Below are 22598 nucleotides of genomic sequence, written 5' to 3' on the forward strand. Positions count from 1 at the left end.
ATAGTGCATGTTTTGGTTCAAACCAGAGGACAAACGACCAACAAACCCCGATTTATTCCACTTTTCTTTTATTCTGCTCCGCCGTAGTCTGCCCGTCAGGACATAAGATCCGATAAGGGAGAACTATCATGAAAAAACTACTTACAGCCACAGCGGCCACAGCTCTGATGGCAGGCACTGCATTTGCGGGCGGCCACGGCAAAGAGGTCAAAATCGGCGTAATCCTGGGCTTTACCGGTCCGATTGAATCGCTGACACCCAGCATGGCAGACGGCGCCGAATTGGCGATGAAAGAAGTCACAGACAGCGGCCTGTTGCTGGACGCGGCAAACGTGATTTCGGTGCGTGCGGATTCAACATGCGTCGACGCCGGTGCTGCAACAGCAGCTGCTGAACGTCTTGTAACGGCCGAAAAAATCGACGGCATCATGGGCGCTGACTGCTCTGGTGTAACTGGCGCGATCCTGTCCAACGTGGCAGTCGCAAACGGCGTGGTTATGGTGTCACCATCCGCCACATCCCCTGGCCTGTCACACGCCAACAACGAAGACGAAGGCTTGTTCTTCCGCACGGCCCCATCCGACGCCCGCCAAGGTGTTGTGATGACCGAAGTGCTGATGGAAGAAGGCCTGAAGTCCGTTGCTGTGACCTACACAAACAACGACTACGGCAAGGGTTTGGCAGATGCCTTCCAAGCGGCATTTGAAGCTGCTGGCGGCACAGTCACAATCTCGGCCGCGCACGAAGACGGCAAAGCAGATTATTCTGCTGAAGTCGGCGCATTGGCATCTGCTGGTGGCGAACGTTTGGTTGTTGCAGGCTACGTTGACCAAGGTGGTTCCGGCATCGTTCGCGCCGCACTGGATTCTGGCGCGTTTGACACGTTCCACTTTCCAGACGGCATGATCTCGGCCAAATTGGACGAGAACTTTGGATCCGAAATCGACGGCTCCACAGGTCAGCACCCGGGCACAGACAGCGACGGCGCTGGCAAATTCGTAGAATTGGTAAACGGTGCATTTGATGCAACATCCCCGTTCACACCAGAAGCCTATGACGCCGCCGCTTTGATCATGCTGGCCATGCAAGCCGCAGATTCCAAAGACAGCGCTGACTACAAGCTGAAAATCATGGACGTTGCGAACGCACCGGGCGAAAAAATCTTGCCGGGTGAATTGGCCAAAGGCCTGCAAATCCTGCGTGATGGCGGCGACATCGACTATGAAGGCGCGACAGCGGTTGAATTGATCGGTTCCGGCGAGTCTGCGGGCAACTACCGTCAGATCGTCGTCAAAGATGGCGCAACCACAACGGTTAAGTACCGCTAAGGTTTACGTCTAAAAATTTGAACAGCCCGAGGGAAACCTTGGGCTGTTTCAATGAGATACGTCCCGCAGTTAATGCGGCAAGCTGCGCAAAGCAGCATACAATCGGGGGAATTGCTGATGATCGTCGTTAAGGACGTTCACAAAAGCTTTGGCGGCTTTAAAGCTGTCGATGGCGCAAGCCTGTCTATCGCTGAGCGGTCGATTACAGGGCTGATTGGTCCAAACGGGGCCGGAAAAACCACATTGTTTAACGTGATCGCCGGAGTCCTGCCTCCCACGTCAGGATCCGTGACGATGGCAGGTGAGGATATCACCGGCCTGCCCCCGCATGAGTTGTTTCACAAGGGACTGCTGCGCACCTTCCAGATCGCACACGAGTTTAGCTCGATGACGTGCCGCGAGAACCTGATGATGGTTCCCGGTGGTCAATCGGGTGAAACACTGTGGAACACGTGGTTCGGTCGCAAACGCATCGCGGATGAAGAACGCGCCTTGGCTGCTAAGGCAGATGAGGTTCTGGAGTTCCTGACGGTCGAACACCTTGCCGATCACAAAGCTGGCCAAGTGTCGGGCGGTCAGAAAAAGCTGCTGGAACTGGGTCGCACCATGATGGTGGATGCCAAGATCGTGTTCCTGGACGAAGTTGGCGCGGGCGTGAACCGCACCCTGCTGAACACCATTGGCGATGCGATCCTGCGTCTGAACCAAGAGCGTGATTACACGTTTGTTGTTATTGAACACGACATGGATTTCATCGGCCGCATTTGTGATCCGGTGATTTGTATGGCTGAGGGCAAGGTTTTGGCCGAAGGCACCTTGGACGAAATCAAAGCCAACGAACAAGTGATCGAGGCCTATTTGGGCACGGGTCTCAAGAACAAAGAACAGGTGGGCGCGTGATGTGGGCCTTTGAATTTGAGTATTTTGGATCAGAACAAACTGGGGCGCGATATGAGTGAACCGTTTCTGATTGGCGACACGATGACCGGTGGCTATGGCGCGGGTCCTGATATCTTGCATGACTGCACGATTGCGGTGAACAAAGGCGAGATTGCTGTGATTGTTGGCCCGAATGGGGCTGGTAAATCAACTGCGATGAAGGCTGTTTTTGGCATGCTGGATGTGCGGTCCGGTGCGGTGCGTTTGGATGGTGAGGATATCACCACGCTTTCGCCGCAGGACCGTGTTGTGAAGGGCATGGGCTTTGTGCCGCAGACCTCGAATATCTTTACGTCGATGACGGTTGAGGAGAACCTTGAGATGGGTGCGTTTATTCGGCGCGATGATATTTCCGACACAATGGCGCAGATTTACGATTTGTTCCCGATCCTGAAAGAAAAGCGCAATCAGGCGGCGGGTGAACTGTCTGGCGGGCAGCGTCAGCAAGTGGCAGTGGGGCGTGCGTTGATGACCCAGCCCAAGGTTTTGATGCTGGATGAACCGACGGCGGGTGTGTCACCCATCGTAATGGACGAGCTGTTTGACCGTATTATTGAGGTTGCCCGCACAGGCATCCCGATTTTGATGGTCGAACAAAACGCCCGACAAGCGCTGGAGATTGCCGACAAAGGTTATGTTCTGGTGCAGGGACGCAATGCGTTTACCGGGACGGGCAAGGAATTGCTGGCCGATCCCGAAGTGCGCAAATCGTTTTTGGGGGGATGAGGAGATGAATACTTTACGAACCTTTCCACTTATTCTGCTTCTACTCCTTTCACCAATCTTGGCGTCAGCGCAAACTTCCTCGTTTGTCTGCAAATTCGATACAGAGTGTTCTCAAGATACAGGCTGTCTAGGTAAAGAAATGTCGTTCACTTTCTTCATAGAAGACACCGGAAATGCGTTCGTGCAAGGCAATCTCAATCTTATAAAGGTAATTCCGATAAGTGGGGATAGTGCTCTATCGTTTGTTGAGCCGCTGACAACGGGTTCAATCCAATCAACGACTATTTCGAACAACGGACAAGCAGTCCATTCCAGACATACCACTATTCTTGGCGAATTTGCTGTTTCGCAATGGCACGGAAAATGTACTTTCTTTGAAGGTAAATCATAATGGACTTCCTAAACGCCCTTGTGGCCTTTGCAAACTTCGTCTTTATCCCTGCAACCGCTTACGGGGCGCAATTGGCCCTCGGTGCCCTTGGGGTGACGCTGATCTACGGCATCTTGCGCTTCTCGAACTTTGCGCATGGGGATACCATGGCGTTTGGGGCGATGGTCACGATCCTGTTTACGTGGTTGTTCCAGTCGTGGGGCATATCGTTGGGCCCGCTTCCGACTGCGCTGCTCGCCCTGCCCTTTGGTATCCTTGGCTGTATGGCGTTGGTCCTGTTCACCGACCGTGTGGTGTACAAGTTCTACCGCGAACAAAAGGCCAAGCCGGTGATCCTGGTGATCGTCAGCTTGGGCGTCATGTTCATCATGAATGGCCTTGTGCGGTTCATCATCGGGCCAAATGACCAGCGGTTTGCAGACGGCGAACGGTTCATCATTTCTGTACGCGAATTCAAGGCGTTGACGGGCCTAAAAGAAGGACTCGCGTTCAAGACAACCCAAGGCATTACCATCGTAACGGCCATCATTGTGGTGATCGCGTTGTTCTGGTTTTTGAACCGCACCCGCACCGGAAAGTCCATGCGCGCCTATTCGGACAACGAAGATCTGGCGCTGCTGTCGGGCATCAACCCTGAGAAGGTCGTGATGATCACATGGCTGATTGTGGCGGCCTTGGCGACCATCGCAGGCACGCTTTATGGCCTCGATAAATCGTTCAAACCGTTCATCTACTTGCAACTGCTTTTGCCGGTGTTCGCATCAGCAATTGTCGGCGGTCTTGGCAGCCCTGTGGGCGCAATCGCCGGGGGTTTTGTCATCGCGTTTTCCGAGGTGATGATCACCTACGCGTGGAAAAAAGTCGCAACCTACGTGGTGCCCGAAGCTTGGGCACCAGACAGTCTCGTGCAGTTGCTGTCCACCGATTATAAATTCGCGGTCAGCTTCGTTATTCTAATCATCGTCCTGTTGTTCCGCCCAACAGGTCTGTTCGCGGGGAAATCGGTATGACGGATACAAATCGCAATATCCTGTATTTTGTACTGGTCGGTTTACTGATCATTTCGACGGGGTTTCTGTACAGCTGGAACACTGCTTTGTTTGTCCTGAATTTCGGGCTCATCAGCGCGGTCATGTCGCTGGGTGTGAACCTGCAGTGGGGCTTTGCCGGATTGTTTAACGTCGGCATCATGGGGTTTGTCGCCCTTGGTGGTTTGGCCACTGTTCTTGTGTCGATGCCGGCAACGCCCGGCGCTTGGAGCGCGGGTGGCGTCGGTGTCATGGGCGGTTTGCTGATGGGCGCTGCGACGGTTGTTGCCGCGGTGGTTTTGTATGCAAAAATGCAGGCAGGACGCATGCGCGGCTTGGCTATTTTTGCACTGCTGGTCGTTGGGTTCTTTGTCTATCGTTCAGTGTTTGATCCAGCGGTTGCGCGTATCGAAGCGGTCGATCCCGCGTTTCTCGGGTATTTGGGCGGTCTGAACCTGCCTGTTGTTGTTGCGTGGCCTGTTGGCGGATTGCTCGCGGCTGCGGTGGCTTGGATGATCGGTAAAACGGCCCTTGGTTTGCGTTCGGATTATCTGGCAATCGCGACGCTGGGCATTTCTGAAATCATCATTGCCGTGATGAAAAACGAAGACTGGATGGCACGCGGCGTGAAAAACGTGGTTGGCCTGCCGCGCCCTGCCCCCTACGAGATCGATTTGCAAAACGATGCAGGCTTTGTCGAAACCGCAGCCAGCTTTGGTCTTGATCCCGTCACCGCATCAACCTTGTGGGTCAAAATGATCTACGCGGGCCTGTTCAGTGTTGTGTTGATCGTGCTGTTTATCCTTGCACAACGCGCCTTGCACAGCCCGTGGGGTCGCATGATGCGCGCCATTCGCGACAATGAATTCGCAGCCGAAGCGATGGGCAAACACGTCACCTCCCGTCACCTGCAAGTCTTTGTTTTGGGCAGTGCAGTGTGTGGGATTGCGGGCGCGATGATGACCACGCTGGACGGTCAGTTGACACCGGGCACGTACCAACCGCTGCGCTTTACCTTTCTGATCTGGGTGATGGTGATTGTTGGCGGGTCCGGCAACAATCTGGGCGCGGTTTTGGGTGGTTTCCTGATCTGGTGGCTGTGGGTCATGGTTGAACCGATGGGCAACGCGCTGATGTATTACGTGACTTATTTCATGCCCGATGGCAGCGGCCTGAAGGAACATTTGCTCGATAGCACAGCACACATGCGGTTGCTGACGATGGGGCTGGTTCTGCTGCTGGTGCTCAGGTTCAGTCCGCGGGGCTTGATCCCTGAGAAGTAAACCCAAATCGGCGCCCCGCAAGGAGGCGCCGTTTTTCACTGTCTGCTTGGGTTACGCAGAATAGCTGCCGTCTGCTCCGTGGACCTCATCACCAGTGAGGGCCGGATTAAAGACAGAGATCAACAGCATGTCTTCATCGCCCATAACACGCAGCGTGTGGCGGTCGTTTTGATCCAGCGCGTACAGGGTGCCGGCCTCGATCACGTGATCCGCACCCGTCGCCAAATCCGTGACAACCCCGCGCCCTGAAATGCAGTAGCACGCCTCAAGGTGGTGTTTGTATTCCAGCGTCATCGACGCACCGGCCGTGATCCATGTCTCGTTCAGAGAAAAGCCCATGCGTTCGGTTTTGGTCAGCATCCGCAGACTGCGCCACCCCGGACCAGAGGCATCACGCGGCCCGCCTTGCAGGTCTGATTTGCGTTGAATAATCATGCCTAACGCCCTCGGAACAGGCCACCAAGGATGCCGCGTACGATACGTTTTCCTGTGGTCCCTTTAAGTTCTTTGATCACGACCGACGCGATGGCCCCGCCGAACCCCTCGCTGGTGCGTTTGCGGGTGGCGCGCGATGTGGATCGTGTCACGCGCGTGCCTTCAAACCGGCGTCCTGCGTTGAATTCGCGCAATGCCGGTTGGGTTTCAGCCTCGGCAATATCCTCGGCCTTTTCCGCCTCAGCGGCGGCGTCCTGTGCCCGTTTGGTCAGGATTTCAAACGCAGACGTGCGATCCAGCGTTTCATCGTATTTGCCGGACATGTCGGAGGCGGCCAAGATCGCTTTGCGCTCTGCTTTGGTGATCGGCCCCAGTTGCGATGACGGTGGACGGATCAACGTGCGCTCGACAATGCCCGGCACGCCTTTCTTTTGCAGCATCGAAGTCACGGCCTCGCCGACGCCGACCTCGCGAATGGCTTCTTCGGTCGAAAAGCGTGGGTTTTCGCGGTAGGTTTCCGCCGCCATGCGCAATTCTTTGCGGTCTTTGGCGGTGAATGCGCGCAAAGCGTGCTGGAAACGGTTGCCCAACTGCCCAAGGATGTCGTCGGGCACATCTGCCGGATTTTGGGTGATGAAATAGACGCCCACACCTTTGGAGCGGATCAGGCGCGCGACTTGTTCGACCTTGTTCACCAAGGCCTTGGGCGCGTCATCAAACAACAGGTGCGCTTCGTCGAAAAAGAACACGAGCTTGGGTTTGTCAGGGTCGCCAACTTCGGGCAGCACCTCGAACAGCTCGGACAGCAGCCACAGCAAAAACGTGGCGTACAGCCCCGGCGAACCCATCAGTTTGTCTGCCGCCAGCAGGTTGATCACACCACGCCCGTCGGCATCTGTGCGCATCAAATCAGCCAGCTCAAGCGCCGGTTCGCCAAACAGATTGGTGCCGCCCTGGTTTTCCAAGACCAGCAAACGGCGCTGGATCGCCCCGATGGATGCGGATGACACGTTGCCGTAACGCAGTGATAACGCCTTGGCGTTTTGACCAATCCAGACCAGCAGCGCCTGAAGGTCCTTGAGGTCCAACAGCGGCAGCCCGTCTTCATCCGCAAGGCGGAACGCGATGTTCACGATGCCCTCTTGGGCCTCTGACAATTCCAGCAAACGTGACAACAACAATGGCCCCATTTCGGCAACCGTGGTGCGCACAGGGTGGCCTTGATCTCCGAACAGGTCCCAAAACGTAACGGGAAACGCATCGTAGGTGTAATCGTCGAACCCGATAATCCCAGCCCGCTTCATGAACGCGTCATGCAGTTTATGATCGGGGCTGCCGGATTTCGCGAGGCCCGAAAGGTCGCCTTTGACGTCCGATAAAAACACCGGCACTCCCGCGTTCGAAAACCCTTCGGCCAAGATTTGCAGCGTGACGGTTTTGCCCGTACCGGTTGCGCCCGCAATCAAACCATGCCGGTTTGCGTACTTCAGGCTTAGCCCTTGTTGGACGCCATACTCAGGCCCGCCGCCGCCAATAAAAATCTCGGATGTCATACACGTTTACCTTTTGGTCATCTCTTTATTCGCCCCGACCATACAAACTTAACCTTTGGGGGCCATAGTTATATTTGTCTTGTGCCTACATGTCCTTGGCACCTGACACTTCCTCCCTGTCAGACTGGCCGTGCCTTAGGGTACGGCCCTTTTTTACCATCGGGTAAAAGCCGCGAATTTGACGCATAAGTTACAATTTTTATGTTGACCCTGCGCGTTTGGTTACGTAACTTCTCCTCAATAATAAGTCGGCCAGTCCGACGGGGAGACGACATTGGGAAAGAGAGCTGAAAAAGCTCTCTTTTTCTATTTCTGGCACATGATAGGCCGCGCTGATCGGCAAATTGTGACGCCCTGTCGTAAATCATCAAAATGACACGCAAAAATTTGCTCATCCGCGCCAGAAAGTCGCGAGTTCCCCACTGACACTCGCAATCCGGCGTGATAATCAGGACAAAATATAAAAAGTGGTGGACCAAAAATGATGACTTTCCGCAAAACAACTTTGTTCAGTGCAGCCTTGCTGCTGGCAACCTCGGGCATGGCGTTTGCCCAGGAAACAGCAAAACCAGAAGAAGGCACATCTGAGGGCACGGCATCGCAAGTTGAATCGCAGCTGAGCCTTGGTGAAGACGCAAACAAAGACCCGAATTTGGGCCAACCTTATACGCTTGAGGAAATCGGCGATTGGGAAATGCGGTGCATCAAAACCGAAGCCGAAGAAGATCCCTGCCAGTTGTACCAGCTGATGGACGACGGCGAAGGCGTTCCGGTCGCAGAATTCACGATGTTTCGCCTGCCTGAAGGCGGCAAAGCCATCGCGGGTGCGACTGTCGTTGTCCCGTTGGAAACAGCGCTTCCGAACCAGTTGACCATCACAGTTGATGGCGGGTCTGCCCGTCGCTATCCTTTCGCATTCTGCAATCCGGTTGGTTGCTATGCCCGCATCGGTTTGACAGCGGCGGATGTGGCTGTGTTCAAAAAAGGATCCAAAGCCACGATCACAATCGTACCTGCCTTGGCACCGGATCAAAAAGTTAATCTGAACCTGTCGTTGACAGGCTTTACAGCTGGATTTGAAAAGTCATCGATCATTCAGCAATAAGACACTGAAAACTTATGCATTCCGAAAGTGCCTTGCAGAAATGTGAGGCACTTTTTTCGTACTGGGCCTTAGATTTTGCGCAAGGCCAACACGGCGTTCATGCCACCAAAAGCAAAGGCGTTGGATAAAACCAGATCGACCGACGCATCGCGTGCCTCGTTTGGTACAACGTCCAGGGCGCATTCAGGGTCCGGTTCTTCGTAGCCGATTGTGGGCGCAATGACCCCGTCACGCAGGGCCATGATGCAGGCCAACAGTTCAACCGCACCCGTGCCGCCGATCAGATGCCCGTGCATGGATTTCGTCGAAGAGATCATCAACTGATCCGCGTGTGGTCCAAACACATCCGCCACTGCCGCGCATTCGGTCTTGTCGTTCGCCGCTGTGCCGGTGCCGTGCGCGTTGATATAGCCGACTTGATCAGGGTTCACGCCAGCATCTGCAAGCGCGCCTGCCATCGCTCGCGCAGCGCCATTTTTGGACGGCATCACGATGTCTGCAGCATCTGAGGACATGGCGAACCCTGCGACTTCGCACAGGATCTCAGCACCACGGGCACGCGCATGTTCATATTCTTCAAAGACAAAGATGCCGGCACCCTCGCCCTGCACCATGCCGTTGCGGTTGGCGGAAAACGGGCGGCAGGCGTCTTTGGACATGACCCGCAGACCTTCCCACGCCTTGACGCCGCCAAAGCACAGCATCGATTCAGACCCACCCGTCAGCATTGCAGGTGCCATGCCCGAGCGCACCATTTGAAACGCTTGCGCCATGGCGTGATTGGACGACGCGCAGGCGGTCGAGACGGTGAACGACGGCCCCTTGAGGTTGTATTCCATGCTGACGTGACTGGCAGCGGCATTGTTCATCAGCTTTGGTACGACAAACGGGTGCACGCGGTTTTTGCCCTCTTCGTAGACGGCGCGGTAATTGTCATCCCACGTGCTGACACCGCCGCCTGCGGTGCCCAGAACCACGCCGGATTTGGCTGCGGTTTCACCACTGAAGATGATGCCGGATTGCGCGATCGCCTCGGCCGCAGCTGCCAGCGTAAACTGGGTGTAGCGATCATACAGCGACATTTGCTGACGGTTGTAGCGCCCTTCGGCCTCAAACCCGCGCACCTGACCACCGATCTGGATCGACAAGCGCTCAACATCACGGAACTCCAACGGGCCAATACCACAACGCCCTTCGCGCATTGCCTCCATCGTCGCGGCCACCGAATGGCCAAGCGCGTTGATGGTGCCGGCACCTGTGATGACCACCCGTTTCATCTGCGTCAGGCCGCCTGTTCTTTCACGAGGCGCTCAATGCCTTGGATAATTTTGGCCACTGACGTGATGTCAAAGTCGCTGTTGGATGGCGCGTTGGCGTTGAACGGGATGGTGATGTCGAATTCTTCTTCGATGGCGAAAATGCTTTCGACCAAGCCAAGGCTGTCGATCCCGATGTCCTCAAGCGAATTGTCCAAAGAGACATCGGACGTTTCGAGCATGGCTTGCTCGGCGATGATTTTGACCACTTTGTCGGCAACGCTCATGTTTTCACCTTTTGTGCTGTTGGTGGTGATCTAGTCGTTGGGCGCGTCTTTTGAAACAGGATTTTTCAAACCTGCGACATCACGGAACAATCTTGGCAACCGGCGCAACAGCTTGTAGAGCTCTATTTGTTTGTCCATCTGGATCGCCGGATACCCTAACATGACACGGCCCGCAGGCACGTTTGACAGCACTTTGGTCGCACCACCCGTGATCACCCGATCACCCACAAAGATGTTGTCGCTGATCCCCGTCATGCCACCCAAGACCACGTTATTGCCCACACGTGACGATCCTGCGACAGCCACGTGACCGCAAATCAGACAGTCGTTGCCAATGACGACGTTGTGGCCAATCTGCGAATTGTTGTCGAATTTGCAGCCATTGCCGATCTTGGTGTCGCGGATAGTGCCATTGTCGATTGTTGTGGTGGAACCGACTTCGACATCGTCACCAATCACCACGGCCCCGAGCGAATGAATACGCGTCCAGGGCTGCGCTTTGGTTTCTTGCTGATCGCCAAGGCTTTCACGCGCCGCTTCGATCCCAGAGCGTTCTGCGGTCACAAAGCTGAACCCGTCGCCGCCAATCCGTGCGCCCGGCTGTGCGATGAACCGATCACCAATGCGTACACGCGCGCCGATGCTGACATGTTCGCGCAAGAACGCGTTTGCACCCAGAACCGCGTCCGCGCCAACATAGCACTGCGGACCAATCACGCTGCCCGCACCAATCTGCGCACCAGCTGCAATCACAGCCAAAGGACCAACAGATACATCAGCGCCAAGGATCGCTGCCGGATCAATCACGGCACTGGGGTGAAGCCCCGCGCTATACCCCTGCCCGCGATCCATCATGGTCGTGAGACCGGACATCGTGAAACGCGGTCGTTTAGAGACAATGACGGCCTCTAGCCCCATCGCCTGCCAGTCTGCCCCGTCCCAGACCATGGCTGCGCGGGCTTTGCCTGCCGTCAGGTCCGCCGCATATTTTGGGTCCATCGCCAATGCCAAATCATCGGGTCCGGCACTTGCGGGTTCCTGTACAGAGGCGATCAAAAGATCAACGGCGCCAAAGGCTTCTGCCCCTAGCGCCGCTGCGATGTCTTTGATGGAATGGTTCATGTCAAATCCCCGAAACGTTCGGGAATTGGATTACCCTTGAACGGCGCGCAATGCCACCCCTGCCTTTTGCAAGGCATTCCAGATGCGCGCGTCTCTGCCATAGACATCACGACGATATTGCGTGTGACCTTTGGCGGTTGTGAACGCTGTGCGGTAGATGATGTGCACGGGAACCGGGTTTTTTAGATTGACCTGTTGTTCCTTGCCAGTTGCCAACTTCGCTTGGAAAAGCCTTTTGGATCACTGGTTTGCTTGGCCAACAAGGCGTAGGCAAAATCGAAGGGATCGGCCAGACGAACGCACCCGTGGCTGTAGGCACGGCTTTCGCGTCCGAACAGGTTCTTGGCTGGCGTGTCGTGCAGGTAGATGTTGTAGCGGTTCGGGAAGATGAATTTCACCAGCCCCAGCGCGTTGCCTTTTGAAGGCGGTTGACGCATCGCAAACGGGAACGTCTTTTCGGTGTACTGGGCGAAATTCACGTTGGCGCGGTTCACTTTGCGCCCTTTGTTGTCGGTGATTTCGATGTGACGTACAGCGTTGCGGTTGGCCTTAAGTGCGGGCAGGTATTCTTTGGTCACGATAGAACGCGGCACATACCAGCTCGGGTTGATGACCATGTATTCCATCACGTCCGAGAATTCCGGCGTTGGGCGATCAGCTTTGTTTGCGCCCACAACCGAGCGCGTCTGGAACGTGACTTTGCCGTTGTCGATAATCTTGGCTGTAAAGTCAGGAATGTTCACCAGAATGTGGCGTTTGCCGCGTTCCTGATTGACCCAGCGTTCACGCTCCATCCCGACAATGATCGACTGCATACGTGACTGAACACCGACGTTGATTTCTGCAACAGTGCCCGGACCGGCCACACCGTCTGCGGCCAAACCATGGGCCAGCTGGAACTGCTGAATACCTGATTTCATCGTCTCGTCATAGGTTTGCGAAGATGTGCGCTTCATAAAGCCCATGGCGATCAAGCGGTTGCGCATTGCAACAACAGACGCACCGGATTGGCCGGGTTTCAGCGACTTTGACGGCACTTTTGCGCCCCAGCCACCTTTGGCCAACAGGCGTTCCATGCGCAGCTTTTCTTTCATCAACGCATTGTATTCCATGGTTTTTGGCGCAAGCGCCTTAAAGAAACCGGCGGGTGACGATTTAGAGAAGTTGACCAAATAGGACGTGCGATCACGGTACGGAACCTGACGCACGATGGCGGCGTCAACACGGCTCGGGATCAAAACACCGGTTTGCAAATCACGCGAGTATTGCAAGAATGCCCGGCTCATTTCGACCTCAAGCTGACCACGTTCACGTGGGCCCTTGGCGGCTTTCATTTTGGCTTGCAGTCCGCCAGCATCGTAGCGTGCGGCTGGCAGGCCGTGCACCGAGGCTTGGGACAACGCTTTGATCAAGGCGACGCGACGGCTACGTTCACGCCCCGTGCGTCCGACCCATATGCTTTTGTAGCCGTTTGCCTGATAAAAGGCCGCGATATCTTTGTCGCGTGCCGCGGCTTCGGCCACGGATTGTTTGAATGCAGTGACCTGTGCAACAGCGGGTTTTGCCATGCTGAACAAGGACAATGCCAAAAGCGACATCGCCATAAATAGTGAAAATCGGTAAGCGCGCAGCGTCATATCTTCCCCCAATCGAAAAATGTCCGCGAAGTTTATGCGGTCGGTTGTGATTTATGCCCGTCAGCTTGTCTATTCACATTTACACCTAAGCCACCAGAAAGCTGGTCCCTGAGGCCTACGTGCACCGACAAATGCAGCATTTGACGACACTGACATCATTTGCGCAAAAAATCGCCTAAAACTGTTGATATATTTAGGGGGAAAGATTCAGTACTTGGTTCACGATTCGCTTTATGTAATACATCAGGGGCATCTGGGGACGAGATGAAACACTGTGTAACATCGCAGTACAGGCGAACGGGACGGCACGTTAAGACATGACAATTGGTGAATCATCGGGTTTGACCCGTCGTGCGCTTCTGGGCGCATTTGCAGCGACTACAGTTGCCGCAGCTCCGACAATCTCTGGTGCAGCCGGTATTTTACGCGGCGCAGGCGATATTCGCCGCATTCGCATGTTCTCGGGTCGCACCGGTGAACGCATCGACATGATCTACTGGATCGAAGGTAAATACATCAAAGACGCAGTCAAAGAAGTAAACTACTTTATGCGCGACTGGCGCACCGATGGTGTCAAAACCATGGATTTGCGCACGGTTGACGTTATGGCCGCCGCCCACAACCTGATGGATGTCCACGAACCGTACATGTTGCTGTCCGGCTATCGCAGCCCAAAGACCAACGCGATGCTACGTTCACGTTCGTCCGGTGTTGCCAAGAATTCACTGCACATGAAAGGCCAAGCGGCCGATCTGCGTTTGTCTACCCGTTCGGTTGGTCAAATGGCGCGCGCGGCATCTGCTTGCCGCGGTGGCGGTGTTGGCCGGTATTCCGGATCCAACTTTGTGCACATGGATTGCGGCGTTGTCCGGTCTTGGGGCAGCTAAAACCAACCGACATTGCTGATAGAAATGCAGGCGTCTTTCGAGACGCCTTTTTTCGTGCTGTCGTAAAATTGGATGGTGGTGGTCCCAGCTGGATTTGAACCAGCGACCCCTCGCTTCGGAGGCGAGTACTCTATCCAGCTGAGCTATGGGACCATATGGGTTTGGTATAGCTTTGGCGTATCGTGGCTGCAATTGCTAATTGCGCAGCCATTTCACGCAAACAGATCATGGGCCAGTTCCAAGGCCTCAATCCAGATGTCGATTTCGTTTGTCGTGTTGTACATCGCAAAAGACGCACGGCAGGTGGCGTTCAAACCAAGGTGTTCCATCAAAGGACCGGTACAATGTTGACCCGCCCGCACCGCGACACCCTTTTTATCAAGAATGGTCGAGATATCATGGGCATGCCCTGCCCCATCCATCGTAAAGCTGAAAATCGCACCTTTGTCCGGCGTGGTGCCTTGCACTTGGATCCAGTTTAACCCGTTCAATTTCGCGACAGCATAATCGCGCAAGCTGTCCTCGTGGGCGGCAATCGCGTCTAGCCCGTGGCCCATCATGTAATCGATGCCGACGCCCATCCCGATCATTTGCACGATCCCTGGTGTGCCTGCCTCGAACATCATCGGGGCATCGTTATAGACAACGCCATCCTTTGACACTTCACGGATCATGTCGCCGCCACCAATGAACGGGCGCATTTCAGCCATGCGTTCGGATTTGACGTGGATCGCGCCGGATCCTGACGGCCCGTACAATTTATGACCGGTGATGGCGTAGAAATCAGCGTCGATATCCTGAACGTCAACCGGCATGTGCACGGCGGCTTGTGATCCATCGACTAACACAGCGACGCCTTTGGCATGGGCACCGGCGCAGATCGTTTTCACGTCAACTTTGGTGCCCAACACGTTGGACATGTGGGTCACAGCGATCAATTTGGTGCGCGGCGTGATCGCATCCAGAACCGCTTGCGGATCAAGCGCACCGGTCGCGTCCACGTCTACCCATTTCAGCACCACGCCTTGGCGTTCGCGCAGAAAATGCCAAGGCACGATGTTTGCGTGATGCTCCATCACGCTCAGGATGATCTCGTCACCAGCTTGCATGCGCGGCATGGCCCAACCGTAGGCGACCATATTGATGCCTTCGGTGGTGCCCGAATTAAAGATGATTTCGTCTTCGGATTTCGCGCTTAGAAACGTCGCGACTTTGCCGCGAACTGCCTCGTAGTTGTCCGTCGCAAGGTTCGACAGGAAATGCAGGCCACGATGCACATTCGCGTATTCTTCGGCGTAAGCACGCGTGATCGCGTCAATCACCACCTGCGGTTTTTGCGCCGAGGCACCGTTGTCTAAATAGACCAACGGCTTGCCGTTAACTTTGCGTGACAGGATTGGAAAATCTGCCCGAATCTTGCTGACGTCGTACATTTTCAAAGCCCCATGGTCGCCAGGCCTGTTACCGCGAGGAACAAGCTAAGCCCAAAAATAAAGCCAAACATCACAATCAGTAAAAGACCGATTGTTTTGAGGTTCGAGCCAAGATTGGCCCCTTGGTTGATGAAATTCACGGTGATCCAAAGGCTGACAACAGCCACGACCAACCCGTAAAGGGACGCAACTGGCGGCGAAACGATCAGTAAAATCACAGCGCCGGCCTGCGCAACAAGGCGCAATGCTTGCATCCAAACAAAGGCCGATAGCATGTCGCCCAAACTGCCCGTGCCGCCCATCACCGTACCGACCCAATGCAGCAGATGGATCATCAAAACCATGCCACCTGCCGAGAATACAAACACCAGAATAGGGCTGCTCAGGAACGCAGGTAACGCCAAACCGGTTTCGGAAAATTCCGGCGGCGGCGGTGGGGTCAAGGCGCTTGAAACCCAGAACAACATCGCGTTCAGCGCACAGGCCAAAACCAGCAGCGTCCACAGCACTTCGCGCGGCGTGCGCAGGTCAATCACATGACGCGCAGCCTCGGCAGGGTTTTGCAACGACAGCGCAATCAGTTGCCCGACAGGCATCGTACCAACATTCATAATGCAACACCTTCTGCCGCGCGCATACCCGCAATCCAGAACCACAACACATTGATAAGCCACAACAAAGCAACCAGTTGCAACGCGCTGCTTTCCCCCATGAAGGCTGCTGTTAATCCCAACAACAACGTCATGGGTGCACTGGCCAAAAGCGCCCAGAACATCGACAGGCGTATGCCGTATCCAGTGATCGGTCGTCCGGCCAATCGCGCCAATCCATGGATCAACGCGGCAAACGCGTACAGCACCAATGGCACAATAAAGATCCACAAGAACGCCGACCAATACATGCGCGCCATCAGTGGCACATCCGTGTTCAAGTGCGCCTCGCGGGATTGATAGGGCGCTTGTGCGACGAAAAACACGATGCACGCAAAGATCAAAATGTTAAGCGCGAACGCTTCGCGCCGCCCCTGCCCCAACAACCGTGTCACCACACGGCCGGGCCCGCGATAGCTGGCCTTGATGTCGCTCGTGACTGACATTAGCTGCGCCGCCGCTCCAACCACGATTGCAGCAATGCATTGATGTCTTCGCGCAGGTCTTCGTCTTCGATTTCCTCGACCGCTTCGGCCAAGAACGACAACGTCAGCAGATCCGTTGCGACCGCAGCTGGCACACCGCGAGAGCGCAGATAAAACAGTGCCGTTTCATCAATCGCACCGGACGTAGACCCGTGCGAACAAATCACGTCGTCCGCGTAAATCTCAAGCTCGGGTTTGGCGAGGAACTGGCTGTCTTCGTCCAAAAGCAAGGACTGACTGATCTGGTAGCCGTCGGTTTTCTGTGCTCCGGCTTTCACCAGAATCTTGCCTTGGAAAACACCGGTTGCGCCATTGCGCAGCACCTTTTTGAACACCTGACGGCTTTCGCAATTCACCGCGTCATGGGTGACAAAAACTGTGTCATCGTGGTGAAAATCACCGTCGCCGACACATGCGCCACCGACAGTCGCCTTGGCGTCATCCCCGGTCAGTTCGATCACACATTCGTTGCGCGTCATCACACCATTGGCGGTCAGAGTGAACGATTTGAACGTCGATTCCGTACCCAAACGTGCAAAGACATGCGTCACAGCGCGGCGTTCGTGATCACGCCCTTGGGCGCGAATGTGGTGGAATGCAGCGCCGTCGGCAATGTCGACTTCCATCACTTTGTTGAAACGCGCCGCCGCCGGACCTGTTTCCAAAACGGTCAGGTTTGCACCTGCGTCCAGCTTGATCACATTGTGCAACATGACGTCTGACGTTTCGGATTTGTGCAGGTAAATCAGGTTGATAGGCTTGGATGCTAAACCAGTTACATGGATCAAAACACCATCGCTTGCAAAGGCAGTGTTCAACGTGGCCAGCGGTCGTGCAACCGGATTTTGGCCACGCGCCTCGAGCACACCATAAAGGTCACGCGCCCAATGAATGTCAGCGTCGGCAGTCGCCAAACGTTCAATCGTAACGCCGGTCAGGGTCAGATCGTCAGACGCGTCAGCATCAAAAACACCGTCCACAAAGACGATCTTTAAACGGTCGACATCATCAAACAAGGCCCCTTCGGCGTTGTGGAACAGTGCCGCAGGAACAGCCACAGCCTGCGTCAGCGTGTCCGGGCGGGTGTATTTCCAGTATTCATCGCGGCGCACCGGCAATCCGGCGGCCTGCACGCGCATCAACGCGTATTTGCGCGCCGCCTCGGACCAACCGTCAACGGGCATGGTCAAACCAGCAAGCCGTGCGTCCAACGCCGATGTTGTTTCAGCAACAGCCGCCATTACGCCACCTCTGCCAGAATGTCGGCGTAGCCGTTGTTTTCAACTTCGATGGCCAGCTCGGGACCACCCGTTTTCACAATACGACCTTCGGCCATGATGTGCACAACGTCCGGTTTGATGTGGTCCAAAAGGCGCTGATAGTGCGTGATCACAAGGAAACTACGACCTTCATCGCGCAGCGCATTCACGCCTTCAGAGACCAGTTTCATCGCATCAACGTCCAGACCGGAATCGGTTTCATCGAGGACGCACATCTTTGGTTCCAGCATCGCCATTTGCAGGATTTCGTTGCGTTTCTTTTCGCCGCCGGAAAAACCAACGTTGACAGGACGTTTCAGCATGTCCGCATCGATTTTCAACGTTTTGGCTTTGGCGCGGACGACTTTCAGGAATTCGGCGGCGCTCATTTCATCTTCACCGCGCGCTTTGCGTTGCGCGTTAACGGCTGTGCGCAGGAACGTCATGTTGCCCACACCCGGGATTTCGACGGGGTACTGAAAGGCCAGGAAAAGGCCCGCAGCCGCGCGTTCTTCGGGTTCGATATCCAGCAGATCAACATCACCCAAATGCGCCGTGCCGCTGGTCACTTCGTAGCCGCCACGTCCGGACAGAACGTAGGACAAAGTCGACTTGCCGGAGCCGTTTGGCCCCATAATCGCGTGGACTTGCCCCGCGCCAACCTCGAGGTTTACGCCTTTCAGGATTTGCTTTTCTTCTTCTTCAAGTTTGACGTGTAGGTCTTTGATATTCAGCATTTTTACCTCGTTGGCCCATCAGGGGCGCAGCATGTATTTCATGATTTCAAGCAAGCGATTCACGGGGAAAGCTTGCGGTGTCAGTTCAAACGCAGCCATGCGGCCGGTCAGTGTCGGGGCACCAAGGAACTCTTCGACTTGGTGCAGTTTTGCGCGTTTAGCGTAGTCATCGAACAACAGGGTCACGGGCCGCGTGATGCTAAAGGCAGTGGCCAGCGCGCAGCCGATCCGGAACCGCCCGTCGACCAGCACCACATCGGGGTGTTTGAACCCGTCCATCGACCAAACCGCCAGAGGATAGTCGGCAAAGCGTCTCCAGCCGCGATCGTCCTTGGGGTGGCCCCATTCTTTGGTAGGTCCGATGTCCGCATACAGCATATCGACATGGGATGTTTCGTGCGCCGGATTGCCCTCAAACCACGCCATCATCATGCGCCACCAGCTTTTGTCGGATTCAACGGACGTCACGTGCTTGTTCGCCATTTCACCGGCCAAAACAGTAGACCCGCCAGAGCCGTATTCGAGGATCACGTTCGCACGCGCATAGGTCTGGCGCAGCAATGTGGCCTCAGCCTCCGGCATTGTCAGTTTTGGTTTGGTGAGCGTGCTGGTCATTTTGGCAACCATGCTTTTGTGGCTTGGAATTTGACCAATTCACGTTCTTTGATCAGCGCCTTTTCAGAACGCTTGCGTGCCGCGATGCGGGCATCACGTTTGACAGCCATGCGATTACCTACAATCGAAATTGCGAGGCCGATAGACACCGCGCTAATGATTGTCAGAAGAAACTTCCACTTGGCAGAAATCCACGACACTTCAACAACATTAAACAGAATGAACCCAAGAATGAGAACAATAAAGCTTACCAACGCCCCGATTGGTGCCCTTGATTGCTGTGCCCCAATCGTCTTAGCAAAATGCTGTTCTGTATGACTGTCTGAGTGGCTCATGCGCCTTAACCCACCGACCCTTCCAACGAAATCGCAACCAGCGCCTGTGCTTCCATCGCAAATTCCATCGGCAATGCTTGCAGCACGTCCTTGCAGAACCCGTTGACGACCAAGGCGACTGCCTCTTCTTCGTCCATCCCGCGCGAGCGGCAATAGAACAGCTGATCGTCGTCGACTTTTGAGGTTGTCGCCTCGTGCTCAACGCGGCTGGAGTTGTTTTTGACCTCGATATAGGGGACCGTGTGCGCCCCGCATTTGTCACCAATCAGCAAACTGTCGCACTGCGTATAGTTGCGCGATTCCTTGGCTTTGGGGTGCATCGACACCAAGCCGCGGTAAGTGTTTTGCGCTTTGCCGGCCGAAATCCCTTTGGACACGATGCGCGATTTGGTGCGCTTGCCCAGATGGATCATTTTGGTGCCGGTGTCGGCCTGCTGCATGTTGTTGGCGATGGCGATGGAGTAGAATTCGCCCTGTGAATCGTCGCCGCGCAGAACGCAGGACGGGTATTTCCACGTCACGGCTGATCCGGTTTCGACTTGGGTCCACATGACTTTTGAACGGTCGCCACGGCAGTCCGCACGCTTGGTCACAAAGTTGTAAATGCCGCCTTTGCCGTCCTCGTCGCCGGGGTACCAGTTTTGAACGGTCGAGTATTTGATCTCGGCATCGTCCAGCAAAACCAGTTCGACCACGGCGGCGTGCAATTGTGCAACGTCGCGTTGCGGTGCGGTGCAGCCCTCAAGGTAGGACACGTAGGAATCTTTGTCAGCGATGATCAGTGTGCGTTCGAACTGGCCGGTGTTTTCCGCGTTGATGCGGAAATACGTCGACAGTTCCATCGGGCAGCGCGTGCCCGGCGGGATGTAAACAAACGAGCCATCTGAAAACACAGCGGAATTCAGCGTCGCGTAGTAGTTGTCGGACACCGGAACAACCGTGCCGAGATACTTTTTCACCAACTCTGGGTGCTCTTTGATCGCCTCTGAGATCGAGCAGAAGATCACGCCGGCTTTTAGCAATTCCGCTTGGAATGTGGTGCCGACAGACACGCTATCAAACACAGCATCTACAGCAACACGGCGTTCGCCTTCTGGGGCTTCGACGCCAGCCAACAAGGCTTGTTCCTTTAGCGGAATACCAAGTTTCTTGTATGTTTCCAAAAGCTTGGGATCAACTTCATCCAACGACTTTGGTTTCACTTCCATCGATTTTGGGCGGGCATAGTAATACTGGTCCTGAAAATCGATTTTAGGATAATCGACCATCGCCCAGTCAGGTTCTGTCAGGGTCAACCAACGGCGATACGCTTCAAGGCGCCATTCCAGCATCCATTCCGGTTCTTCGTTTTTGGACGAGATCAGGCGCACAATGTCCTCGGACAGACCTTTGGGCGCGTATTCCATTTCGATCTCGGTTTCCCAACCGTATTTATACGCACCGCCAACTTCGGCCACCGCATCTACGGTGTCCTGATCGACGCCATCTTTCACGACAACATTGTCCATGTTTTTCCCTCTCATCAGCGCGCAGCGTTCAAGCCGCCCGCGCCTCGTGTTTCTTTAGTTTTTGCGCCCACACATCGGCAAAGCGCAAAACGTCATCTTGTGCGGTCTCAAGCCCCAGCGACACGCGGATCGCACATGCGGCCTGATCCGCGTCGTATCCCATCGCCAACAGCACGCGGCTGGCCTTGACCTTGCCTGACGAACAGGCCGATCCCGCAGAAACCGCAAAACCCGACAGATCCATCTGCATCACCTGCGTCTCGCCTTTCCACCCCGGCGTCAGAATGCACGAGGTGTTTGGCAAACGCGCCGCATCATACCCGACAAAAATAGTCTTCTTTGACGCAGCCTCAAGTGCCTTTTCTAGAATATTTCTAAGTTGCGCAACCCGTTCCCAACGCCCATTCGCTACATCTTGGGCTGCGGCCTGTGCAGCAGCGCCAAATCCAGCCATTCCGATGATGTTTTCGGTGCCAGACCGGCGCCCCATTTCCTGACCGCCACCTTTGATCATCGCCGGCACGTCTTGGCCGCGGCGCAGAACCAACGCACCGATGCCTTTGGGGCCACCCAATTTATGCGCCGAAATCAGACCCATGCGTACGCCAGAGCCAATGAAATCCAGCGGCAGTTTGCCAAACCCTTGGGTCATGTCGCAGACGGCCAAACCGGCGGGTACATTTTGCAAAACACCGGTTTCCGAATTGGCGAACTGCACCGCACTTTGGTCTGGCGCATCGATGATGACGGATCCGTTTGCGTCCATGGCCAGTCTCTCGGCTGTCACGGCACCTACCGCGTCATGTTCAATGCCAGCGCTAAACAATTCACGGCCCGCACAGGCCAATGCCGCCGCTTCGGTCGCGCCTGAGGTGAACACAATGTCCGCCCCCTCAGCGCCCATCGCGTCAGACACCTGACGACGCGCGTTTTCCATCAAGGATTTCGCCGCACGCCCTTCAGCATGCACAGACGACGGGTTGCCCAAGACATCCATCGCCGCAATCATTGCCGCGCGGGCCTCGGCCCTCAGCGGTGTTGTTGCGTTATGATCCAGATAGGTCCGGTTCATGGTTGCTTATCCGTCGACTATATCAAACAGGTTGGGTACTGCGGGGCACGGCACCAATTCGTTGGCGATCACATCTGACAGGCGGGTTTGGTGCAAGAACACATAGACGTGGGCACTTAACCCCTCCCACAAGCGGTTGGTCAGTGATTGCGCGCGCGACCCAGATGCCCCACCCGAGGCACCTGCCCCCTTGTGCATGGCATCGACCGTCTCATCCACAGCGCCCAGAATATCTACGACCCGAATTTCAGAAGCAGGCCGCGCCAAACGGTATCCACCGCCGGGTCCACGCACAGACGTCACCAATTGCTCTCGGCGCAGTTTGACAAACAACTGTTCCAGATAGGGCAACGAAATATCCTGACGTTCAGCGATGTCGCCAAGGCTCACCAGCTTGTCACCCGGCTGCAAGGCAATGTCGGACAGTGCGACCATCGCGTAGCGCCCCTTGGTTGATAGTTTCATCGCCGTCTCCCTTATATTGCAGGATCTGCCGCACCAATTGATTGACCTCTGCTGCACAACAT

The 22598-nt window shown here is 55.3% G+C and carries 21 protein-coding genes, 1 tRNA gene and 1 pseudogene; 7 read left to right on the forward strand and 16 right to left on the reverse strand.

All coding sequences use genetic code 11. The annotated features are described in order from the left end of the window. Positions 1 to 128 precede the first annotated feature (128 nt). The 5 genes from ACFIO0_RS07635 (at position 129) to ACFIO0_RS07655 (ending at position 5695) form a co-directional block, all read left to right on the forward strand. Positions 129 to 1328, forward strand: coding sequence for an ABC transporter substrate-binding protein (locus ACFIO0_RS07635; RefSeq protein ID WP_390914754.1), 1200 nt, complete (start codon positions 129 to 131; stop codon positions 1326 to 1328). 117 nt (positions 1329 to 1445) lie between these two features. Beyond that, positions 1446 to 2228, forward strand: coding sequence for an ATP-binding cassette domain-containing protein (locus tag ACFIO0_RS07640; RefSeq protein ID WP_390915302.1), 783 nt, complete (start codon positions 1446 to 1448; stop codon positions 2226 to 2228). 51 nt (positions 2229 to 2279) lie between these two features. Further along, positions 2280 to 2993, forward strand: a complete 714-nt coding sequence (locus ACFIO0_RS07645) for an ATP-binding cassette domain-containing protein (protein WP_390914755.1) — start codon at positions 2280 to 2282, stop codon at positions 2991 to 2993. Positions 2994 to 3383: 390 nt separating this feature from the next. Then, positions 3384 to 4394, forward strand: coding sequence for a branched-chain amino acid ABC transporter permease (locus ACFIO0_RS07650; protein WP_390914756.1), 1011 nt, complete (start codon positions 3384 to 3386; stop codon positions 4392 to 4394). Further along, positions 4391 to 5695, forward strand: a complete 1305-nt coding sequence (locus tag ACFIO0_RS07655; protein ID WP_390914757.1) for a branched-chain amino acid ABC transporter permease — start codon at positions 4391 to 4393, stop codon at positions 5693 to 5695. Before ACFIO0_RS07650 ends, ACFIO0_RS07655 begins: the two co-directional genes overlap by 4 nt. Positions 5696 to 5746: 51 nt before the next feature. Here ACFIO0_RS07655 and ACFIO0_RS07660 read toward each other — a convergent pair whose 3' ends face one another. Then, on the reverse strand, positions 5747 to 6130 hold the full coding sequence (locus tag ACFIO0_RS07660; RefSeq protein WP_390914758.1) for an ectoine synthase: 384 nt from the start codon (positions 6128 to 6130) through the stop codon (positions 5747 to 5749). Positions 6131 to 6132: 2 nt separating this feature from the next. Continuing rightward, the gene (locus tag ACFIO0_RS07665; RefSeq protein ID WP_390914759.1) at positions 6133 to 7683 is read right to left on the reverse strand and encodes a helicase HerA-like domain-containing protein; all 1551 of its coding nucleotides are present in this window, start codon (positions 7681 to 7683) and stop codon (positions 6133 to 6135) included. Positions 7684 to 8164: 481 nt separating this feature from the next. Here ACFIO0_RS07665 and ACFIO0_RS07670 point away from each other — a divergent pair, with 481 nt between their 5' ends. Further along, on the forward strand, positions 8165 to 8788 hold the full coding sequence (locus tag ACFIO0_RS07670; RefSeq protein WP_390914760.1) for an invasion associated locus B family protein: 624 nt from the start codon (positions 8165 to 8167) through the stop codon (positions 8786 to 8788). Positions 8789 to 8856: 68 nt separating this feature from the next. Here the strand turns inward: ACFIO0_RS07670 and ACFIO0_RS07675 are convergent, their stop codons facing one another. The 4 genes and pseudogenes from ACFIO0_RS07675 to ACFIO0_RS07690 form a co-directional block, all read right to left on the reverse strand. Beyond that, complete coding sequence (locus tag ACFIO0_RS07675) at positions 8857 to 10065, reverse strand: beta-ketoacyl-ACP synthase II (RefSeq protein WP_390914761.1); 1209 nt, start codon at positions 10063 to 10065, stop codon at positions 8857 to 8859. Positions 10066 to 10070: 5 nt separating this feature from the next. Then, a complete protein-coding gene (locus ACFIO0_RS07680; protein ID WP_390914762.1) occupies positions 10071 to 10331 on the reverse strand; it encodes a phosphopantetheine-binding protein in 261 nt (86 codons plus the stop codon). 30 nt (positions 10332 to 10361) lie between these two features. Further along, complete coding sequence (locus ACFIO0_RS07685; protein ID WP_390914763.1) at positions 10362 to 11453, reverse strand: UDP-3-O-(3-hydroxymyristoyl)glucosamine N-acyltransferase; 1092 nt, start codon at positions 11451 to 11453, stop codon at positions 10362 to 10364. A gap of 30 nt (positions 11454 to 11483) precedes the next feature. Then, a pseudogene (locus tag ACFIO0_RS07690) lies at positions 11484 to 13057 on the reverse strand (murein L,D-transpeptidase). Positions 13058 to 13407: 350 nt separating this feature from the next. Here ACFIO0_RS07690 and ACFIO0_RS07695 point away from each other — a divergent pair. Continuing rightward, positions 13408 to 13977, forward strand: coding sequence for a DUF882 domain-containing protein (locus tag ACFIO0_RS07695; protein WP_390914764.1), 570 nt, complete (start codon positions 13408 to 13410; stop codon positions 13975 to 13977). Between the two features lie 76 nt (positions 13978 to 14053). On the opposite strand, the gene ACFIO0_RS07700 is transcribed toward ACFIO0_RS07695, so the two are convergent. The 10 genes from ACFIO0_RS07700 to ACFIO0_RS07745 form a co-directional block, all read right to left on the reverse strand. Then, positions 14054 to 14130: transfer RNA gene (locus ACFIO0_RS07700), tRNA-Arg, on the reverse strand. A 59-nt stretch (positions 14131 to 14189) separates the two neighbouring features. Next, the gene (locus ACFIO0_RS07705) at positions 14190 to 15410 is read right to left on the reverse strand and encodes a SufS family cysteine desulfurase (RefSeq protein WP_390914765.1); all 1221 of its coding nucleotides are present in this window, start codon (positions 15408 to 15410) and stop codon (positions 14190 to 14192) included. A 2-nt stretch (positions 15411 to 15412) separates the two neighbouring features. Next, complete coding sequence (locus ACFIO0_RS07710) at positions 15413 to 16021, reverse strand: YIP1 family protein (RefSeq protein WP_390914766.1); 609 nt, start codon at positions 16019 to 16021, stop codon at positions 15413 to 15415. After that, positions 16018 to 16506, reverse strand: a complete 489-nt coding sequence (locus ACFIO0_RS07715; RefSeq protein WP_390914767.1) for a YIP1 family protein — start codon at positions 16504 to 16506, stop codon at positions 16018 to 16020. The genes ACFIO0_RS07710 and ACFIO0_RS07715 overlap by 4 nt, the downstream gene beginning before the upstream one ends. Next, the gene (sufD, locus tag ACFIO0_RS07720; RefSeq protein WP_390914768.1) at positions 16506 to 17786 is read right to left on the reverse strand and encodes a Fe-S cluster assembly protein SufD; all 1281 of its coding nucleotides are present in this window, start codon (positions 17784 to 17786) and stop codon (positions 16506 to 16508) included. The genes ACFIO0_RS07715 and sufD overlap by 1 nt, the downstream gene beginning before the upstream one ends. After that, positions 17786 to 18541 carry a Fe-S cluster assembly ATPase SufC gene (gene sufC / locus ACFIO0_RS07725; protein WP_390914769.1) on the reverse strand — a complete coding sequence of 252 codons (756 nt, stop codon included), beginning with the start codon at positions 18539 to 18541 and terminating at the stop codon, positions 17786 to 17788. Before sufC ends, sufD begins: the two co-directional genes overlap by 1 nt. Positions 18542 to 18559: 18 nt before the next feature. Next, positions 18560 to 19156, reverse strand: a complete 597-nt coding sequence (locus ACFIO0_RS07730; RefSeq protein ID WP_390914770.1) for a hypothetical protein — start codon at positions 19154 to 19156, stop codon at positions 18560 to 18562. 340 nt (positions 19157 to 19496) lie between these two features. After that, a complete protein-coding gene (gene sufB / locus ACFIO0_RS07735) occupies positions 19497 to 20999 on the reverse strand; it encodes a Fe-S cluster assembly protein SufB (RefSeq protein WP_390914771.1) in 1503 nt (500 codons plus the stop codon). 28 nt (positions 21000 to 21027) lie between these two features. Continuing rightward, on the reverse strand, positions 21028 to 22071 hold the full coding sequence (locus ACFIO0_RS07740; RefSeq protein WP_390914772.1) for an aminotransferase class V-fold PLP-dependent enzyme: 1044 nt from the start codon (positions 22069 to 22071) through the stop codon (positions 21028 to 21030). Between the two features lie 6 nt (positions 22072 to 22077). Then, positions 22078 to 22536, reverse strand: coding sequence for an Rrf2 family transcriptional regulator (locus tag ACFIO0_RS07745; protein ID WP_390914773.1), 459 nt, complete (start codon positions 22534 to 22536; stop codon positions 22078 to 22080). Positions 22537 to 22598 lie beyond the last annotated feature (62 nt).

The sequence above is a fragment of the Pseudosulfitobacter sp. SM2401 genome (genome assembly GCF_042932805.1).
Lineage (GTDB): Bacteria > Pseudomonadota > Alphaproteobacteria > Rhodobacterales > Rhodobacteraceae > Ascidiaceihabitans.

Excerpts from the sequence above, each read along its gene's own strand:
- ACFIO0_RS07635 (WP_390914754.1), top strand. The coding sequence starts at position 129 with ATGAAAAAACTACTTACAGCCACAGCGGCCACAGCTCTGATGGCAGGC.
- ACFIO0_RS07640 (WP_390915302.1), top strand. The coding sequence starts at position 1,446 with ATGATCGTCGTTAAGGACGTTCACAAAAGCTTTGGCGGCTTTAAAGCT.
- ACFIO0_RS07645 (WP_390914755.1), top strand. The coding sequence starts at position 2,280 with ATGAGTGAACCGTTTCTGATTGGCGACACGATGACCGGTGGCTATGGC.
- ACFIO0_RS07650 (WP_390914756.1), top strand. The coding sequence starts at position 3,384 with ATGGACTTCCTAAACGCCCTTGTGGCCTTTGCAAACTTCGTCTTTATC.
- ACFIO0_RS07655 (WP_390914757.1), top strand. The coding sequence starts at position 4,391 with ATGACGGATACAAATCGCAATATCCTGTATTTTGTACTGGTCGGTTTA.
- ACFIO0_RS07660 (WP_390914758.1), bottom strand. The coding sequence starts at position 6,130 with ATGATTATTCAACGCAAATCAGACCTGCAAGGCGGGCCGCGTGATGCC.
- ACFIO0_RS07665 (WP_390914759.1), bottom strand. The coding sequence starts at position 7,683 with ATGACATCCGAGATTTTTATTGGCGGCGGCGGGCCTGAGTATGGCGTC.
- ACFIO0_RS07670 (WP_390914760.1), top strand. The coding sequence starts at position 8,165 with ATGATGACTTTCCGCAAAACAACTTTGTTCAGTGCAGCCTTGCTGCTG.
- ACFIO0_RS07675 (WP_390914761.1), bottom strand. The coding sequence starts at position 10,065 with ATGAAACGGGTGGTCATCACAGGTGCCGGCACCATCAACGCGCTTGGC.
- ACFIO0_RS07680 (WP_390914762.1), bottom strand. The coding sequence starts at position 10,331 with ATGAGCGTTGCCGACAAAGTGGTCAAAATCATCGCCGAGCAAGCCATG.
- ACFIO0_RS07685 (WP_390914763.1), bottom strand. The coding sequence starts at position 11,453 with ATGAACCATTCCATCAAAGACATCGCAGCGGCGCTAGGGGCAGAAGCC.
- ACFIO0_RS07695 (WP_390914764.1), top strand. The coding sequence starts at position 13,408 with ATGACAATTGGTGAATCATCGGGTTTGACCCGTCGTGCGCTTCTGGGC.
- ACFIO0_RS07705 (WP_390914765.1), bottom strand. The coding sequence starts at position 15,410 with ATGTACGACGTCAGCAAGATTCGGGCAGATTTTCCAATCCTGTCACGC.
- ACFIO0_RS07710 (WP_390914766.1), bottom strand. The coding sequence starts at position 16,021 with ATGAATGTTGGTACGATGCCTGTCGGGCAACTGATTGCGCTGTCGTTG.
- ACFIO0_RS07715 (WP_390914767.1), bottom strand. The coding sequence starts at position 16,506 with ATGTCAGTCACGAGCGACATCAAGGCCAGCTATCGCGGGCCCGGCCGT.
- sufD (WP_390914768.1), bottom strand. The coding sequence starts at position 17,786 with ATGGCGGCTGTTGCTGAAACAACATCGGCGTTGGACGCACGGCTTGCT.
- sufC (WP_390914769.1), bottom strand. The coding sequence starts at position 18,541 with ATGCTGAATATCAAAGACCTACACGTCAAACTTGAAGAAGAAGAAAAG.
- ACFIO0_RS07730 (WP_390914770.1), bottom strand. The coding sequence starts at position 19,156 with ATGACCAGCACGCTCACCAAACCAAAACTGACAATGCCGGAGGCTGAG.
- sufB (WP_390914771.1), bottom strand. The coding sequence starts at position 20,999 with ATGGACAATGTTGTCGTGAAAGATGGCGTCGATCAGGACACCGTAGAT.
- ACFIO0_RS07740 (WP_390914772.1), bottom strand. The coding sequence starts at position 22,071 with ATGAACCGGACCTATCTGGATCATAACGCAACAACACCGCTGAGGGCC.
- ACFIO0_RS07745 (WP_390914773.1), bottom strand. The coding sequence starts at position 22,536 with ATGAAACTATCAACCAAGGGGCGCTACGCGATGGTCGCACTGTCCGAC.